12 protein-coding genes are annotated in these 16,723 nt (G+C 62.7%); 10 read left to right on the top strand and 2 right to left on the bottom strand.

The features are described from left to right. Nucleotides 1–40: 40 nt before the first annotated feature. A complete protein-coding gene (gene betT, locus JV241A_RS01040; protein WP_134061220.1) occupies nt 41–2,044 on the bottom strand; it encodes a choline BCCT transporter BetT in 2,004 nt (667 codons plus the stop codon). Between the two features lie 422 nt (nt 2,045–2,466). Between betT and betI the strand changes: the two genes are divergently transcribed. The 7 genes from betI to trxC all read left to right on the top strand — a co-directional run bounded on the left by betI (nt 2,467) and on the right by trxC (nt 13,881). Beyond that, a complete protein-coding gene (betI, locus tag JV241A_RS01035; protein ID WP_010222276.1) occupies nt 2,467–3,132 on the top strand; it encodes a transcriptional regulator BetI in 666 nt (221 codons plus the stop codon). A gap of 31 nt (nt 3,133–3,163) precedes the next feature. Continuing rightward, nucleotides 3,164–4,636, top strand: coding sequence for a betaine-aldehyde dehydrogenase (gene betB / locus JV241A_RS01030; RefSeq protein ID WP_115089326.1), 1,473 nt, complete (start codon nt 3,164–3,166; stop codon nt 4,634–4,636). Between the two features lie 151 nt (nt 4,637–4,787). Further along, entirely contained in the window at nt 4,788–6,479 is a 1,692-nt protein-coding gene (gene betA / locus JV241A_RS01025; RefSeq protein ID WP_134061219.1) for a choline dehydrogenase, read from the top strand. A 236-nt stretch (nt 6,480–6,715) separates the two neighbouring features. Next, nucleotides 6,716–8,458: a potassium/proton antiporter gene (locus JV241A_RS01020; protein WP_115089329.1), complete on the top strand. Its 1,743-nt coding sequence runs from the start codon at nt 6,716–6,718 to the stop codon at nt 8,456–8,458. 39 nt (nt 8,459–8,497) lie between these two features. Further along, complete coding sequence (gene mscK, locus JV241A_RS01015; RefSeq protein WP_115089331.1) at nt 8,498–11,848, top strand: mechanosensitive channel MscK; 3,351 nt, start codon at nt 8,498–8,500, stop codon at nt 11,846–11,848. 58 nt (nt 11,849–11,906) lie between these two features. Further along, nucleotides 11,907–13,367, top strand: coding sequence for a protein adenylyltransferase SelO (locus tag JV241A_RS01010; protein ID WP_134061218.1), 1,461 nt, complete (start codon nt 11,907–11,909; stop codon nt 13,365–13,367). Nucleotides 13,368–13,446: 79 nt separating this feature from the next. After that, on the top strand, nt 13,447–13,881 hold the full coding sequence (gene trxC / locus JV241A_RS01005) for a thioredoxin TrxC (RefSeq protein ID WP_134061217.1): 435 nt from the start codon (nt 13,447–13,449) through the stop codon (nt 13,879–13,881). On the opposite strand, the gene JV241A_RS01000 is transcribed toward trxC, so the two are convergent. After that, nucleotides 13,878–14,651 carry a ParA family protein gene (locus JV241A_RS01000; protein WP_038997609.1) on the bottom strand — a complete coding sequence of 258 codons (774 nt, stop codon included), beginning with the start codon at nt 14,649–14,651 and terminating at the stop codon, nt 13,878–13,880. The two genes, trxC and JV241A_RS01000, sit on opposite strands and share 4 nt — an antisense overlap. A 316-nt stretch (nt 14,652–14,967) precedes the next feature. Between JV241A_RS01000 and JV241A_RS00995 the strand changes: the two genes are divergently transcribed. From JV241A_RS00995 to JV241A_RS00985, 3 genes are read left to right on the top strand one after another with little or no spacing between them, the layout of a single operon-like run. Further along, the gene (locus JV241A_RS00995; protein WP_134061216.1) at nt 14,968–15,684 is read left to right on the top strand and encodes a beta-ketoacyl synthase chain length factor; all 717 of its coding nucleotides are present in this window, start codon (nt 14,968–14,970) and stop codon (nt 15,682–15,684) included. Then, a complete protein-coding gene (locus JV241A_RS00990) occupies nt 15,660–16,472 on the top strand; it encodes a lysophospholipid acyltransferase family protein (protein WP_134061215.1) in 813 nt (270 codons plus the stop codon). Before JV241A_RS00995 ends, JV241A_RS00990 begins: the two co-directional genes overlap by 25 nt. Next, nucleotides 16,447–16,719, top strand: a complete 273-nt coding sequence (locus JV241A_RS00985; RefSeq protein ID WP_010222262.1) for a phosphopantetheine-binding protein — start codon at nt 16,447–16,449, stop codon at nt 16,717–16,719. The genes JV241A_RS00990 and JV241A_RS00985 overlap by 26 nt, the downstream gene beginning before the upstream one ends. Nucleotides 16,720–16,723 lie beyond the last annotated feature (4 nt).

The following is a 16,723-nucleotide window of genomic DNA, read 5'->3' as shown; positions in this document are numbered from 1 at the left end:
TGTTCCTGCGAACAGAGCCCTTCGGGTCCATCAGCCGTTATCAGCTATAGACACGCCCCAGCAACTGGCGGTGGCTTTCGAACTGATCGAGCACATCACGGGTGATCTGCTCCGGGGTGAAGCCCATCAGGTCGTATTCCTGGCTGCCGTTGTGCAGGTAGACCTCGGCGCGGTAGAAGCGCTGGCGCACTTCCGACTCGCCTTCTACCGGCGCTTCGCTCGGCGCGGCCAGGTAACCGTCCAGGCTTACTTCGTAAACGAACGGGTTGCCTTCTTCCATGTCGATGCGCAGGCCCATGGCCGAGCGCGACTGGCCGACCCGGGTCTGCACCTGGAAGCCCAGGGTCTGCAGCTGCGCGGCTGCTTCCTTGAGCGCCGGGCTGACGCGTTTGTCCATGAAGCGCTGAACGATCGCCTGGGTCGGCTGCAGGTCCAGCTGGCTCAGGCGCTCGCTGAAACCGCGACGACCACGGGCAGCCAGTTCGGCTTGCTCCTGCTCGACCTGGCTGTCCTGTTTCATCGCCTTGTACAGGCCGAACATGAACAGCACCAGCACCACCGAGAACGGTAGCCCCGCCAGCACCACCATGGTCTGCATGGCCTGGAAGTTACCGGCCAGAAGCAAACCGATGGTGACCACGGTAATGATCGCCGACCAGAGGATACGCAGCCAGTTCGGCGCATCTTCATCGACATGGCCGCCTTTGCAGGAAAGGTTGGCCATCATCACCGCGCCGGAGTCGGCTGGGGTCAGGAACAGCACGAAGCCTACGAAGATCGCCACACCGACTACGATCTTGGCGAACGGATAGTGCTCGAGCAGCTGGTAGATCGACATCGCCGGCTGCTCCAGCGCTGTTCGCCCGAGCTCCACCGCGCCCTGGTTCATTACCAGGTCCAGCGCCGAGTTGCCGAAGATCGACAGCCAGGCCAGGGTGAAGCCCAGCGGGATCAGCAGCACGCCAGCGACCAGTTCGCGCACGGTACGACCGCGGGAGATACGGGCAATGAACATGCCGACGAACGGGCCCCAGGAAATCCACCAGGCCCAATAGAACACGGTCCACAGGCCCAGCCAGCGCTCGGACTTGGCACTGTCGCCCTCATAGACGTACAGGTCGAAAGTCTTCAGCACCGCGCCATTGAGGTAGTCGCCGATGTTCTGCACGAAGCTGTTGAGCAGGTGCAGGGTCGGGCCGTTGAGCAGCACGAACAGCAGCAAGCCGCTGAACAGGATGATGTTCAGGTTGGACAGGCGGCGGATGCCGTTCTCCACACCCGAAACAGCGGCGATGGTCGCCACGGTGCTCATCACCAGGATCACGATCAGCAGGTTGGTGTCGCTGTGCTGCATGCCGAACAGGTACTCAAGGCCCGAGGACACCTGCATCGAACCGATCCCCAGGTTGGTCACCAGGCCCAGCAGGGTCACGAACATGCCGAAGATGTCGACGGTGTGGCCCGCGGCACCCTTGACCCAACGCTCGCCGACCAGCGGGTACAGCGCCGAGCGCAGTGCCAGCGGCTGGTTGTGGCGGTAGGCGAAGTAGGCCACGGCCAGGCCGACCAGGGCATAGATTGCCCAGCCATGCAGACCCCAGTGCAGGAAGGTCAGCTGCAGGCCTTCACGGGCCGATTGCAGGCTGGCCGACGCGCCTTCAGGCGGGTTGAAGTAGTGATCCAGCGGCTCGGACGCGCCGAAGTACAGCAGCGAGATACCGATACCGGAGGAGAACAGCATCCCGGCCCAGGCACCGTAGCTGAAGTCCGGCTTGTCATCCTTGCCGCCAAGCTTGAGCTTGCCGAAATTGGAGAAGGCCAGAACGATGACGAACAGCAGGTAGCCGCCAATCACCAGCATGTAGTACCAGCCGAAGCTGCGCGACAACCAGGCCTGGGCCTCGTTCAGCACGCGGCCGGCGGTTTCGGGAACTGCGATCAGCAAGGCAGTCAACAGCAGGATCAACAACGTCGAGGTGAAGAACACCACGCTGTTGACCCGGACCCTCTCGGCAGGGGTCTTGATTAGGGAGGCAGAACTCATTGCACATAGGCTCCGGGCAGTGCGAGAGAAACACGAAACAACCGTTACCCGAGCAAATGGTGCAATAGCCCCACTGCTCCAGGTGTTATAAAAGCACCTTGAAAAAACCGTGATCCCGAATCGATTGCGTTGAAAAAAACAGGCCGAAAACCCCGTCCCGAGGGTTGGCCGCGCGGTGCTATACCGTTCGGCAGATCTGTTCAACGCGCCGTTTACACCCGTCAACACCTTGTATTCCGGGGGTTCCACGTCTTTTTGGGGTGCCAATTTGTGCAAGCCGCAGGTAGGAAAAACCTGTCAATTGCACAGATTGTCGCAGAGCTTATTCTTTGTTGATTGAACGTTCAATCAAAACAAAATAGACTGGCCTTCGCCGAGGCAGCCGCTCGTCGACTGCTCGCAGGCCTGAGGAGATTTGCAAGATGCCCAAGGTCGGTATGCAACCCATCCGCCGTCAGCAGTTGATCGAAGCCACATTGATGGCCATCGACCAGGTCGGCATGGGTGACGCCAGCATTGCGCTGATCGCCCGTTTGGCCGGTGTGTCGAATGGCATCATCAGTCACTACTTTCAGGACAAGAACGGCCTGATCGCAGCGACCATGCGGTACTTGATGAGCGTGCTGAACGAGAACGTCGTCGCCAACCGGCAGGCGCTCAAGGACACCAGCCCGCGCGCCCACCTGCAGGTGATTATCGAAGGCAACTTCGACGCCAGCCAGGTCAACGGCCCGGCAATGAAAACCTGGTTGGCCTTCTGGGCTTCCAGCATGCACCAGCCGTCTTTGCACAGGTTGCAGCGGATCAACGATCACCGCTTGTATTCCAACCTGTGCTGCCAGTTCCGCCGCGTCCTGCCGCTGCCTGATGCACGCACCGCGGCCCGTGGCCTGGCAGCGTTGATCGACGGTCTGTGGCTGCGCGGTGCGCTGTCCGGAGACGCGTTCGACACCGACCAGGCGAAACAAATCGCTTACGAATACATGGATCTACAACTGGCTAAACAGACGAGCCCGGACACGCAAAACCAGGCCTCTGAACCACCGCGCGTCGCGATTGCCAAACAAGCAGGAGCGCTGCACGGATAGCCAAACACACATATGCACTTGCGAGGACACTATGGCCCGTTTCGAACTGCAAAAACTCTACATTGATGGTGGTTATGTCGACGCTTCCAGCGACGCTACCTTCGACGCCATCAACCCGGCCAACGGCGAAGTCCTCGCCCAGGTGCAACGCGCTACCGAAGCCGACGTCGAGCGCGCTGTAGAAAGCGCCGAACGTGGCCAGAAAATCTGGGCCGCCATGACCGCCATGCAGCGTTCGCGCATCCTGCGCCGCGCCGTCGACATCCTGCGTGAGCGCAACGATGAGCTGGCCGCCCTGGAAACCCTGGACACCGGCAAGTCCTACTCCGAAACCCGCTACGTCGACATCGTCACCGGCGCCGACGTGCTGGAATACTACGCAGGCCTGGTACCGGCCATCGAAGGCGAGCAGATCCCGCTGCGCGACAGCTCGTTCGTCTACACCCGCCGCGAGCCGCTGGGCGTGACCGCCGGTATCGGCGCCTGGAACTACCCGATCCAGATCGCCCTGTGGAAATCCGCACCTGCCCTGGCGGCCGGTAACGCGATGATCTTCAAGCCGAGCGAAGTCACCTCGCTGACCACCCTGAAACTGGCCGAGATCTACACCGAAGCCGGCCTGCCGGACGGCGTGTTCAACGTTCTGACCGGCAGCGGCCGCGAAGTCGGCACCTGGCTGACCGAGCACCCGCGCATCGAGAAAATCTCCTTCACCGGCGGCACCACCACCGGCAAGAAGGTCATGGCCAGCGCCTCGAGCTCGACGCTCAAGGAAGTCACCATGGAACTGGGCGGCAAGTCGCCGCTGATCATCTGCGACGACGCCGACCTCGATCGCGCCGCCGACATCGCCATGATGGCCAACTTCTACAGCTCGGGTCAGGTCTGCACCAACGGCACCCGCGTATTCGTCCCTGCCTCGATGAAAGCGGCTTTCGAAGCCAAGATCGCCGAGCGCGTTGCCCGCATCCGCGTTGGCAACCCTGAAGACGAAAACACCAACTTCGGCCCGCTGGTCAGCTTCGCCCACATGGAAAGCGTGCTGGGCTACATCGCCAAGGGCAAGGAAGAAGGTGCACGCGTTCTGTGCGGCGGCGAGCGTCTGACCGAAGGCGAACTGGCCAAGGGCGCGTTCGTGGCACCTACCGTGTTCACCGACTGCCGTGACGACATGACCATCGTCAAGGAAGAGATCTTCGGCCCAGTGATGAGCATCCTCTCCTACGAGAGCGAAGAAGAAGTCATCCGCCGTGCCAACGACACCGAATACGGCCTGGCCGCGGGCGTGTGCACCAACGACATCAGCCGCGCCCACCGCATCATCCACCAGCTGGAAGCCGGTATCTGCTGGATCAACGCCTGGGGCGAGTCGCCAGCCGAAATGCCGGTCGGCGGTTACAAGCAATCCGGTGTCGGCCGTGAAAACGGCGTGAGCTCGCTGGCTCAGTACACTCGCATCAAATCCGTTCAAGTTGAGCTGGGTTCCTACAACTCGGTGTTCTGAAGCGACAAGCTTCAAGCGGCAAGCTGCAAGTCAAAGCCGGTGCGTGTTGCGCCAACCGGCTCTTGCAGCTCTCACTCATTTGCGAGCCTCGCACGACCGCATTTTCTTGCGGCTTGTAGCTTGAGGCTTGCAGCTGCTTTCGGAGAAAGCCATGGAATATGACTACATCATCGTCGGTGCCGGCTCTGCCGGTAACACCCTGGCGACCCGCCTGACCGAAGACGAAGGCGTAACTGTCCTGCTGCTCGAGGCCGGTGGCCCTGACTACCGCATGGACTTCCGCACCCAGATGCCAGCCGCGCTGGCCTTCCCGCTGCAGGGCCGCCGCTACAACTGGGCCTACGAGACCGACCCGGAGCCGCACATGGACGGCCGCCGGATGGAATGCGGTCGCGGCAAGGGCCTGGGTGGCTCGTCGCTGATCAACGGCATGTGCTACATCCGCGGCAACGCCATGGATTTCGACGGCTGGGCCAAACTGCCAGGCCTGGAAGACTGGACCTACCTGGACTGCCTGCCGTATTTCCGCAAGGCGGAAACCCGCGACATCGGCGCCAACGATTACCACGGCGGCGAAGGCCCGGTCAGCGTGACCACGCCGAAAGCCGGTAACAACCCGCTGTTCCACGCCATGGTCGAAGCCGGCGTGCAGGCCGGTTACCCGCGCACCGAAGACCTCAACGGTTACCAGCAGGAAGGTTTCGGCCCGATGGACCGTACCGTGACGCCTAAAGGCCGTCGCTCCAGCACCGCCCGCGGCTACCTGGACACCGCCAAGAAGCGCTCGACCCTGACCATCGTCACTCACGCCCTGAGCGATCGCGTGCTGTTCGACGGCAAGCGCGCTGTTGGCGTGAGCTACCTGGTCGGCGCCAGCGAAGAACGCGTCGAAGCCCGTGCACGCAAGGAAGTGATCGTCTGCTCCGGCGCCATCGCTTCGCCGCAACTGCTGCAACGCTCCGGCGTTGGCCCGCGCGCCCTGCTGGAAAGCCTCAACGTGCCTGTGGTTCATGACCTGCCAGGCGTGGGCGAGAACCTGCAGGACCACCTTGAGCTGTACCTGCAATACGCCTGCACCCAGCCGGTTTCGCTGTACCCGTCGCTGCTCTGGTACAACCAGCCAGCCATCGGTGCCGAGTGGCTGTTCAAAGGCACCGGTATCGGCGCCAGCAACCAGTTCGAAGCCGGTGGTTTCATCCGTACTCGCGAAGAGTTCGAATGGCCGAACATCCAGTACCACTTCCTGCCGGTTGCGATCAATTACAACGGCAGCAACGGCGTACAGGAACACGGCTTCCAGGCCCACATGGGTTCGATGCGCTCGCCTAGCCGCGGCCGTATCCAGCTCAAGTCCAAGGACCCGCGCCAGCACCCGAGCATCCTGTTCAACTACATGGCGACCGAGCAGGACTGGCAGGAATTCCGTGATGGCATCCGCCTGACCCGCGAAATCATGGCTCAGCCTGCGCTGGACGCCTACCGTGGCCGCGAAATCAGCCCGGGCGCCGACGTGCAGACCGACGAGGAACTGGACAAGTTCATCCGCGAGCACGCCGAAACCGCGTTCCACCCGTCCTGCTCGTGCAAGATGGGCGACGACGACATGGCGGTGGTCGACGGCCAGGGCCGCGTGCATGGCATGCAGGGTCTGCGGGTGGTCGATGCCTCGATCATGCCGATCATCATCACCGGCAACCTCAACGCCACCACGATCATGATCGCCGAGAAAATCGCCGACAAGATCCGCAACCGCCAGCCGCTGCCGCGTAGCACCGCCAAGTACTACGTCGCCAACGGCACGCCGGTCAAGGGCAAGGCGATGCGTGAGGTCAAGCAGGCCTAAGCCTTTTTCGCGGGGCAAGCCCGCTCCCACAGGTGATGAGCAATCCGTGTGGGAGCGGGCTTGCCCCGCGATGAGGCCCGCAAAGGCAACACAAGAAGGCACTCCAGGGAGTGTCTTTTTTGTACCCGCGATTAACCCTTTACACCCCGCCAACCCCTCAGGTTAGAATCCTTGGCACGCGACCTGCTTATCGAAAGCAAGCCGCCCCCTTCCTGCTTTCCCCCGGAGTACTGCCTTTGGATGCGTCCACCATCAATAGCCTGTTCTTGATCGGCGCATTGCTGGTAGGTGCAAGTATTCTGGTCAGCTCACTTTCTTCACGTCTGGGCATCCCGATCCTGGTCATCATCCTCGCGGTCGGCATGATTGCCGGGGTCGATGGCGGCGGCATCATCTTCAACAACTACCCGACCGCCTACCTGGTGGGCAACCTGGCACTGGCGGTGATCCTTCTCGACGGCGGCCTGCGCACGCGGGTGGCGAGTTTCCGCGTGGCCCTGTGGCCGGCGCTGTCGCTGGCCACGGTGGGTGTGCTGATCACTACCGGCTTGACCGGCATGGTTGCCGCCTGGCTGTTCGACCTGAGCATCATCCAGGGCCTGCTGATCGGCGCCATCGTCGGTTCCACCGATGCCGCGGCGGTGTTCTCGCTGCTCGGCGGCAAAGGCCTGAACGAACGGGTTACGGCAACCCTCGAGATCGAATCGGGCAGTAACGACCCGATGGCGGTGTTTCTCACCGTAACCCTGATCGACATGATCGCCAGCGGCCAGACCGGCCTGCACTGGAGCCTGCTCACTCACCTGTTGCGCGAGTTCGGCATCGGCGGCCTGCTGGGCCTGGGGGGCGGCTGGCTGATGCTGCAGCTGGTCAACCGCATCAACCTCGCTGGCGGCCTCTATCCGATCCTGGTGGTGGCCGGCGGCCTGGTAGTGTTCTCGCTGACCAACGCCCTGCACGGCAGCGGCTTCCTCGCCGTGTACCTGTGCGGCCTGGTGCTGGGCAACCGGCCGATCCGCAGCCGCCATGGCATCCTGCACATGCTCGACGGCATGGCCTGGCTGGCGCAGATCGGAATGTTCCTGGTCCTCGGCCTGCTGGTGACGCCTCACGACCTGCTGCCGATCGCATTGCCGGCGCTGGGCCTGGCGCTGTGGATGATCATCTTTGCCCGGCCACTGTCGGTGGCCGCCAGCCTGCTGCCGTTCAAGGCCTTCCATGGCCGCGAAAAAGCCTTTATCTCCTGGGTTGGCCTGCGCGGCGCGGTACCGATCATTCTTGCGGTGTTCCCGCTGATGGCCGGGCTGCCCGATGCCCAACTGTTCTTCAACCTGGCGTTCTTCATCGTGCTGGTCTCGCTTTTGGTCCAAGGCACCAGCCTGCCGTGGGTGGCCAAACTGCTGAAAGTGACAGTACCGCCAGACCCTGCGCCAATTTCCCGTTCAGCCCTGGAAGTGCACATCACCAGCGAGTGGGAACTGTTCGTCTATCGTCTGGGCGCCGAAAAATGGTGCATCGGTGCCGCCCTGCGTGAGCTGAAAATGCCCGAAGGCACCCGCATCGCGGCCCTGTTTCGCGGCCAGCAACTGCTCCATCCGTCGGGAAGTACCACCCTGGAAGTCGACGATCTCCTCTGCGTAATCGGCCACGAACACAACCTGCCGGCCCTCGGCAAGCTGTTCAGCCAGGCTCCGCAGCGCGGCCTCGACCTGCGCTTCTTTGGTGACTTCGTGCTCGAAGGTGACGCAGAACTGGGGGCTGTAGCGGCGTTGTACGGTTTGAAGCTCGACGGCCAGGACCCGCACACGCCGCTCAGCCGCTTCATTGCGCAGAAGGTTGGTGGCGCGCCGGTGGTCGGCGACCAGATCGAATGGAACAGTACCTTGTGGACTGTTGCGGTCATGGAAGGGAACAAGATCCTCAAAGTGGGCGTCAAATTCCCCGAAGGTACTCGACCCGGCCCTGGGTTGTTCCTTTAAACTCCGTTCTTCGCCTCTGCCTGTACGAATTTTCTGCCTATGTCCCTGCGCACTTTGTTAAGCGCAGCCCTGATCGGGCTGTGCCTGTCCTTCACCCCGGTCTGGGCGGCTGAACCGCCAACCACAGCGTCGATCCAGAAAAGCCTGGACAAGATCGCCGAGCGCAAGCTGCCCGAGGCTGAACAGAAAGCCCTGCAGCAGGTGCTCGAACAGACCCTGACCTTCCTCGGCAACAAAGAGGACAGCGAGAAGAAGCTCGCTGCGCTCAAGCACCAGCTCAGCGACGCACCGCGCCAGACCAGCGATAACCAGCGCGAGCTGGCCAAGCTCAAGGACAGCAAAGTGATCCCGGTCGCCCAGCGCTACGCTAGCTCCAGCGTGCCGCAGCTGGAGCAATTGCTGGCCGAGCGCACTACCGAGCAGGGCGAACTGCAAAAAGCGCTGTCCGAGGCCAACAGCCTGACCATTACCGCGCAGACCCGGCCCGAACGGGCCCAGGCAGAAATCAGCGCCAACCAGACCCGCACCCAGCAGATCAACACCAGCCTGAAGATCGGCAAGGACGGCGGCAAGCCGCTCAACGCCGACCAGCGCAACCAGCTCAACGCCGAACTGGCCGCCCTCAACGCCCTGACCCTGCTGCGCCGCCAGGAACTGGCCGGCAACAGCCTGCTGCAGGACCTGGGCAACAGCCAGCATGACCTGCTGATCGAACGCGCCACGCGCCTGGAGCAGGAAATCCAGGACCTGCAGACGCTGATCAACCAGAAGCGCCTGGCCCAGTCCCAGCAGACCGTCACCGAGCAATCGATCGAAGCGCAGAAGGCCGGCGGCAGCACCCTGCTGGCCACCGAAAGCGCCGCCAACCTCAAGCTCTCCGACTACCTGCTGCGCAGCACCGACCGCCTCAACGAACTGACCCAGCAGAACCTCAAGACCAAACAGCAACTGGACACCCTGACCCAGAGCGACCAGGCCCTGGACGAGCAGATCAGCGTGCTCAAGGGCAGCCTGCTGCTGTCGAAGATCCTCTACAAGCAGAAGCAGGCGCTGCCGCACCTGAAGCTCGACCGCGACCTGGCCGACCAGATCGCCGACATCCGCCTGTACCAGTTCGAGATCAACCAGCAGCGCGAGCAGCTCAGCAGCCCCAGCAGCTATGTCGACAAGCTGCTCACCGCGCAACCGCCCGAGACCGTCACCCCGCAACTGCGCAAGGCCCTGCTGGAAGTGGCGATCACCCGCAGCGACCTGCTCGAACGCCTGAACCGTGAACTGAGCGCGCTGCTCAACGAATCGATCACCCTGCAGCTGAACCAGAAGCAACTGTTCAGCACCGCACAGAACCTGCGTGCAACCCTTGATGAGCAGATGTTCTGGATCCCCAGCAACAAGCCGCTGGACCTGGAATGGCTACGCACCGTCCCCGAGCGTCTGCAGAAACAAGTGGTCAGCCTGCCCTGGGGTTCGGGCCTGAGGGAGCTGACCGACGGCCTGGCCCAGCGCCCGTTGTTGTTCCTGCCCTTGCTACTGCTGATCGGCGCCCTGCTGTGGCGGCGCAAGTACCTGTATGCGCGCCTGACCAAGGTTCACCAGGATGTCGGCCACTTCAAGCGTGACAGCCAGTGGCACACACCCCAGGCGATCCTGGTCAATATCCTCCTGGCCATGCCCCTGAGCCTGGGCCTGGCCTTGTGCGGCTATGCCCTGCAGATCGACGCCCGCGGGCAGAACGCCAACCTCGCCTCGGCGCTGTTCCAGGTGGCCCAGGCCTGGCTGGTGTTCTACACCGCCTACCGGATACTCGCCCCGGGCGGGGTGGCCGAACTGCACTTTCGCTGGGAAAAACCCCAGGTCGAATTCCTCCGCGGCTGGATCCGCCGCCTCGGCACCGTGGTCCTGGCCCTGGTCGGCGTGGTGGCGGTGGCCGAGCATCAACCTTCGGCGCTGGCTGAGGACGTACTCGGCATCGGCGTGGTGCTGACCTGCTATGCCTTGATGGCCTGGCTGCTCAGCCGCCTGCTGTTGAGCAGCCCTACCCACCGCAACGCCTCGCTGTTCCGCAAGGCCGTGGGCGTGGCCTTCACCGCACTGCCGGTGGCGCTGTTCATTGCCGTGTGCTTTGGCTACTACTACACCGCGCTCAAGCTCACCGATCGCCTGATCGATACCCTGTACCTGCTGATGTTCTGGCTGGTGATCGAAGCCGCCTTTGTCCGCGGTCTGGCCGTGGCCGCCCGGCGCCTGGCCTACCAGCGGGCGCTGAGCAAGCGCCAGGCGGCCAAGGAAGGCCTGGATGGCGAAGTGCTGGTTGAAGAACCGACCCTGGACATCGAACAGGTCAACCAGCAGTCCCTGCGCCTGATTCGCCTGGCCCTGCTCGGCGGTTTCATCGCCGCCCTGTACTGGGTCTGGTCGGACCTGATCAGCGTGTTCGCCTACCTCGACAACATCACCCTGTACGAGTACACCAGCGGCACCGGCGCGGCCATGAGCATGGTGCCGATCAGCCTGCGCGACCTGCTGGGCGCACTGGTGATCATCGGCATCACCGTTGCCCTGGCCGGCAACTTGCCTGGCCTGCTGGAAGTGCTGGTGCTATCACGCCTGAACCTGGCCCAGGGCAGCGCCTACGCCACCACCACGTTGCTGTCCTACGTGATTGCCGGGGTCGGCTTCGTCTCTACCCTGTCAGCCTTGGGCGTCAGCTGGGACAAGCTGCAATGGCTGGTGGCCGCACTGTCGGTGGGCCTGGGCTTCGGCATGCAGGAGATCTTCGCCAACTTCATCTCCGGGATCATGATCCTGTTCGAGCGCCCGGTGCGCATCGGCGACACCATCACCATCGGCAACCTCTCCGGCACGGTGAGCAAGATCCGCATTCGCGCAACCACCATCACCGACTTCGACCGCAAGGACATCATTGTCCCGAACAAGACCTTCATCACCGGGCAACTGATCAACTGGTCGCTGACCGACACCATCACCCGGGTGACCCTCAAGCTCGGCGTCGACTACGGCTCGGACCTCGACCTGGTGCGCACCCTGCTGCTCAAAGCCGCCAACGACAACCCGCGGGTGCTCAAGGAACCGGCGCCGATCGTCTACTTCCTCAACTTCGGCGAAAGCACCCTGGACCACGAACTGCGCATGCATGTGCGAGATCTGGGCGACCGCAACCCGGTACTCGACGAGATCAACCGCTACATCAACAAAGAGTTCAAGAAGCAGCACATCAACATCTCCTTCCGGCAGATGGAGATCTACCTGAAGAACATGCAGGGTCAGGAGTACAAGATGGTCCCGGTGGAAAACCTCGACAAGACCGTGCTGCCAAACGCCACGAATGGCGACAAGCCCGGCGACGAGGCCCCGGGCAAACCGGCCTGACTGGACGCCAACGGCCATACCCTTGCAGAATACTCAGGTTTTCTCCAGGAGATGGCCGTTGAAAGCCCTCGACGAACTGACTTTCGATAACCGTTTCGCCCGCCTGGGCGATGCCTTCTCTACTTCGGTGTTGCCCGAGCCGATCGCCGAGCCGCGCCTGGTGGTCGCCAGCGAAGCGGCCATGGCGCTGCTCGACCTGGAGCCAACCGAAGCCCATTCCCCGGTATTTGCCGAACTGTTCGGCGGCCACAAGCTGTGGGCCGAGGCCGAGCCGCGGGCGATGGTCTACTCCGGGCATCAGTTCGGCTCCTACAATCCGCGCCTGGGTGATGGCCGCGGCCTGTTGCTGGGCGAAGTGCACAACGACGCCGGCGAATCCTGGGACCTGCACCTCAAGGGCGCCGGGCAGACGCCATACTCGCGCATGGGGGATGGCCGTGCGGTACTGCGTTCGTCGATCCGCGAGTTCCTCGCTTCCGAAGCCTTGCCAGCCCTGGGCATCCCCAGCAGCCGAGCGCTGTGCGTGATCGGCTCGAGCACCCCGGTCTGGCGTGAAACCCAGGAACGCGCGGCCATGCTGCTGCGCCTGGCACCGAGCCATGTACGCTTCGGCCATTTCGAGTATTTCTATTACACCCGCCAGCCCGAACAGCAGCGCATCCTCGTCGATCACGTACTCGACACGCACTTTGCCGAATGCCGCGAAGCGCCCGAGCCGTACCTGGCCATGTTCCGCACCATCGTCGAGCGCAATGCCGAGCTGATCGCCCGCTGGCAGGCTTACGGTTTCTGCCACGGGGTGATGAACACCGACAACATGTCGATCCTGGGCATCACCTTCGACTTCGGCCCCTATGCCTTCCTCGACGACTTCGACGCCAACTTCATCTGCAACCACTCCGATGACCAGGGCCGCTATAGCTACAGCAACCAGGTGCCCATCGCCCACTGGAACCTCAGCGCCCTGGCCCAGGCCCTGACGCCGTTCATCAGTGTCGAAGCGCTGAAGGAAACCCTCGGGCTGTTCCTGCCGCTGTACGAGGCCCATTACCTGGACCTGATGCGCCGGCGCCTGGGCCTGACCCGGGCCGAAGACGACGACAAGCCGCTGATCGAACGCCTGCTGCAACTGATGCAACCGGGCGCGGTGGACTACACCCTGTTTTTCCGTAATCTCGGCGACCAACCCGCCGAGCAGGCGCTGCAGGTGGTGCGCGACGACTTCATCGACCTGGCCGGCTTTGACCTGTGGTCAGCAGACTACCTCGCGCGGCTGCAGCGCGAGCCCGGCAACGCCGAAGGCCGGCGCGAACGCATGCATGCGGTCAACCCGCTGTACATCCTGCGCAACTACCTGGCCCAGCGCGCCATCGAGGCGGCTGAGGGGGGCGATTACGAGGAAGTACGCCGGCTGCACCAGGTGCTGAGCAAGCCATTCGACGAGCAGCCGGGAATGCAAGCCTACGCCCAGCGGCCACCGGAGTGGGGCAAGCACCTGGAGATCAGTTGCTCGTCGTGACGGACTTGAACTATTTAACCTGTAGGAGCGGGCTTGACCCGCGAACGACCGCAAACCGGTCGCAATTTCCGGAGCTGTCATGACTGACCCACTACTAATCCCCTGCCCCCACTGCAACGGCCTCAACCGCATTCCCGGCGAGCGCCTTGGCGACAGTCCGAAATGCGGTCGCTGCAAGAACCCGGTCCTGCTGAGCACGCCGTTCGATTTGCAACAGGGCGACTACGCCAGTCAAATCAAGGGCGACCTGCCGCTGCTGGTCGATGTCTGGGCCGACTGGTGCGGGCCGTGCAAGTCGTTTGCGCCGATCTTTGCCCAGGCGGCCAGCCAGCTCAGCGGGCGCTGTCGCCTGGCCAAGCTGGACAGCGAGGCTAACCAGCAACTGGCCGGACAATTGGCGATTCGTTCGATTCCCAGCCTGATCCTGTTCAGAAACGGCCGGGAAGTGGCACGCCAGAGCGGTGCATTCCCACTCCAGCAACTGCTGGAGTGGCTGCGCAGCCAGGGGATTTAAGCGTTTTCTTCGAGCAGGGCGTGCAGTTCGACGAACTGCTGGGTCAGCTTGTGCCGCGGTTCCAGGTGAATCAGCGGCAGGCTGGCCTGGTGTGACTCACGCATTTTCACCGAGCTGTTGAGGTACACCGGCAGCACCGGCAGGCCCTCGGCGATCAATTCGTCAAGCATCTGCTGGGGCAGGCTGGCGCGGGCCTGGAACTGATTGACGACGATGCCTTCGACCTGCAGCTCTTCGTTGTGATCGTCCTTGAGTTCTTCGATTTCGGCCAGCAGGCCATACAGCGCCTGGCGGGAAAAACTGTCGCAATCGAAGGGAATCAATACACGATCAGCGGCGATCAACGCAGAAACAGCGTAGAAGTTAAGCGCCGGCGGAGTATCCAGGTAGATTCGGTCATAGTCCTCATCCAGCTCATCCAGCAGTTTGCGCAGCTTGTTGATCTTGTGCTTGGCCTCAAGCTTGGGCTGCAGGTCCGCAAGCTCGGCGGTGGCGGTCACCACATGCAGGTTGTCGAAGGGCGTTTCGTAGATATCGACTTTGTTCTTCTTGGCAAACGGTCCGGAGGACAGGGTCTGCTTGAAGAAGTCGGCAATGCCCATGGGAATGTCCTCGCCGGTCAGGCCGGTGAGGTACTGGGTCGAGTTGGCCTGGGCATCCAGGTCGATCAACAGCGTCCGATAGCCTTCATTGGCACTCACCGCCGCCAGGTTGCAGGCAATGCTCGATTTGCCAACGCCACCTTTCTGATTGAACACCACGCGCCGCATGGAATGACCTCCGTGTGTCTGGGGATGACCGAGTATGTGTGCGCAGGGTCCACTTGACCAGCACCGTCGGGCTCAAGTTGTCGAGGAATCGACCGACAACCCGTGACCGCCGTTGGTCGGGAAAAAACCAGGCTTACCTGACGAAGCAGAACATTCGAGGTCTGTTTCAAACTGCAGTTTTGTAACCAGTATTTGCTACACGCCGACGGCACCGGGATAATGCGCGCCACTCGGCGATTGCGCCACACCCTGTCAGGTCGTTGTTCCGAGTTACTCCCTCGGCAAGGAAGTCCCTCAGGGCGGGAAGTACAGCAAAGTGATCACATTCAATATCAGCCAGTGGCGCGCGTGGGCACCAGGCCTGCAGACGGCTGCCGATTGGCAGGCCTGGAGCCAGGCAAACCACTTGCCAGAAATGGCTGAACAGGCACCGGATGTGTCGTTTTTGCCGGCCATGCAACGCCGTCGTCTAAGCCGCCTGGCGCGCATGGCTTTTGCCGTGGGCTGGCCACTGGCCGAAGGTTTGCAAGATTTGCCGCTGGTGTTCGTTTCCCGGCATGGCGAAACCCCGCGCACCTTCGAAATCCTCAGCGACCTGGCCAATGAGCAGCCGCTGTCGCCAACCCAGTTCAGCTTGTCGGTACACAACGCGGTCATCGGCCTGTGGTCGATCATGCGTGGCGAAACCAGTGAAATGACCGCCCTGGCTGCTGCCGGCGACGGTTTCGAACAAGGCGTAATGGAAGCCGCCTGCCTGCTGCGCGAAGGCGCGCCCGCGGTGTTGTTGATCGTCACCGAAGAACAGCCGCCAGCGGCCTATGGCCCAAGGATCGATGACGTGCCTTTCGCCTATGCCCTGGGCCTGTTGTTGACCCCCGGCGATGACTGGCAACTGGACCTGGGCGGTAAAGCCGCCGTTGCTGCGGTAACAGAACCCCATGCCTTGAGCTGGTTGCGTTGCCTGCTCACTGGCCAACGCACTTGTACCCACACCTGGAAGAGCCGCACATGGAACTGGCAACGCAAGCCATAAGCAGACCGCGTGACGCCTATTACTGGCGCCTGCTCGCCACCGCCATCAGCTTCCTGCTGTTCGGCATCGGCGGCCTGTGCCTGCGCCTGCTGGTCTTCCCGTTGCTGGCCTGTCTGCCCGGCGATGCCGCACGCCATCGCCAGCGCGCCCGGCACACCATCAGCTGGCTGTTCTGGCGCTTCATCCGCTTCATGGCCGCCAGCGGCGTGCTCACCTATGAGGTCAAGGGCGCCGAAAAGCTCGGCCGCCCGGGGCAGATGATTATCGCCAACCACCCGTCGCTGATCGACGTGGTGTTCCTCATCGGCCTGGTGCGCCAGGCCAACTGCGTGGTCAAGCAGAGCCTCTGGCACAACCCCTGCACCCGCGGCCCGGTGCGTTCGGCCGAATACATCAGCAACGACGGCAGCATCGACATGCTCGACAGCGCCGTAACGGCGCTGCAAGGCGGCCAGACCCTGATCATCTTCCCCGAAGGCACCCGCACCCAGCCGGGCCAGCCGCCTGCCTTTCATCGCGGCGCTGCAGCCATTGCCCTGCGCGGTGCGAAGATCATCACCCCGGTCACCATCAAGGTCACCCCCAGCACCCTGACCAAGGCCGAACCCTGGTACCGCATTCCCCGGTGCCGGGTGCATTTCAGCCTGCAGGTCGGTGCCGACATCGACCCGCAGGCCTTCGCCGCACAAGGCCCTGCCCCGCAGGCCTCGCGCAAACTCAATGATCACCTGCATCAGCACTTCACCAAGGAGCTCGCCGAAGATGAGCGATCCACAGAACACCCTTAACCACGACATCAAGCTGTTGATCATCGACGCCCTGGGCCTGGAAGACATCAGCGCCCAGGACATCGGCGACGAGCAGACCCTGTTCGGCGAAGGCCTGGGCCTGGATTCGGTGGACGCCCTCGAGCTCGGCCTGGCGATCCAGAAAAAGTACGGCATCAAGATCGACGCCGACGCCAAGGACACCCGCAACCATTTCACCAGCGTGGCCAGCCTTGCGGCTTTCGTCACCGCCAAACAGGCAGCCTGAGACA

Origin of the sequence: Pseudomonas sp. JV241A (assembly GCF_900275665.1) — a bacterium.
Taxonomy (GTDB): Bacteria; Pseudomonadota; Gammaproteobacteria; order Pseudomonadales; family Pseudomonadaceae; genus Aquipseudomonas; species Aquipseudomonas wadenswilerensis.
Note: the sequence above shows the minus strand (reverse complement) of the source record. Positions and strands in the feature narration are given on the sequence as shown.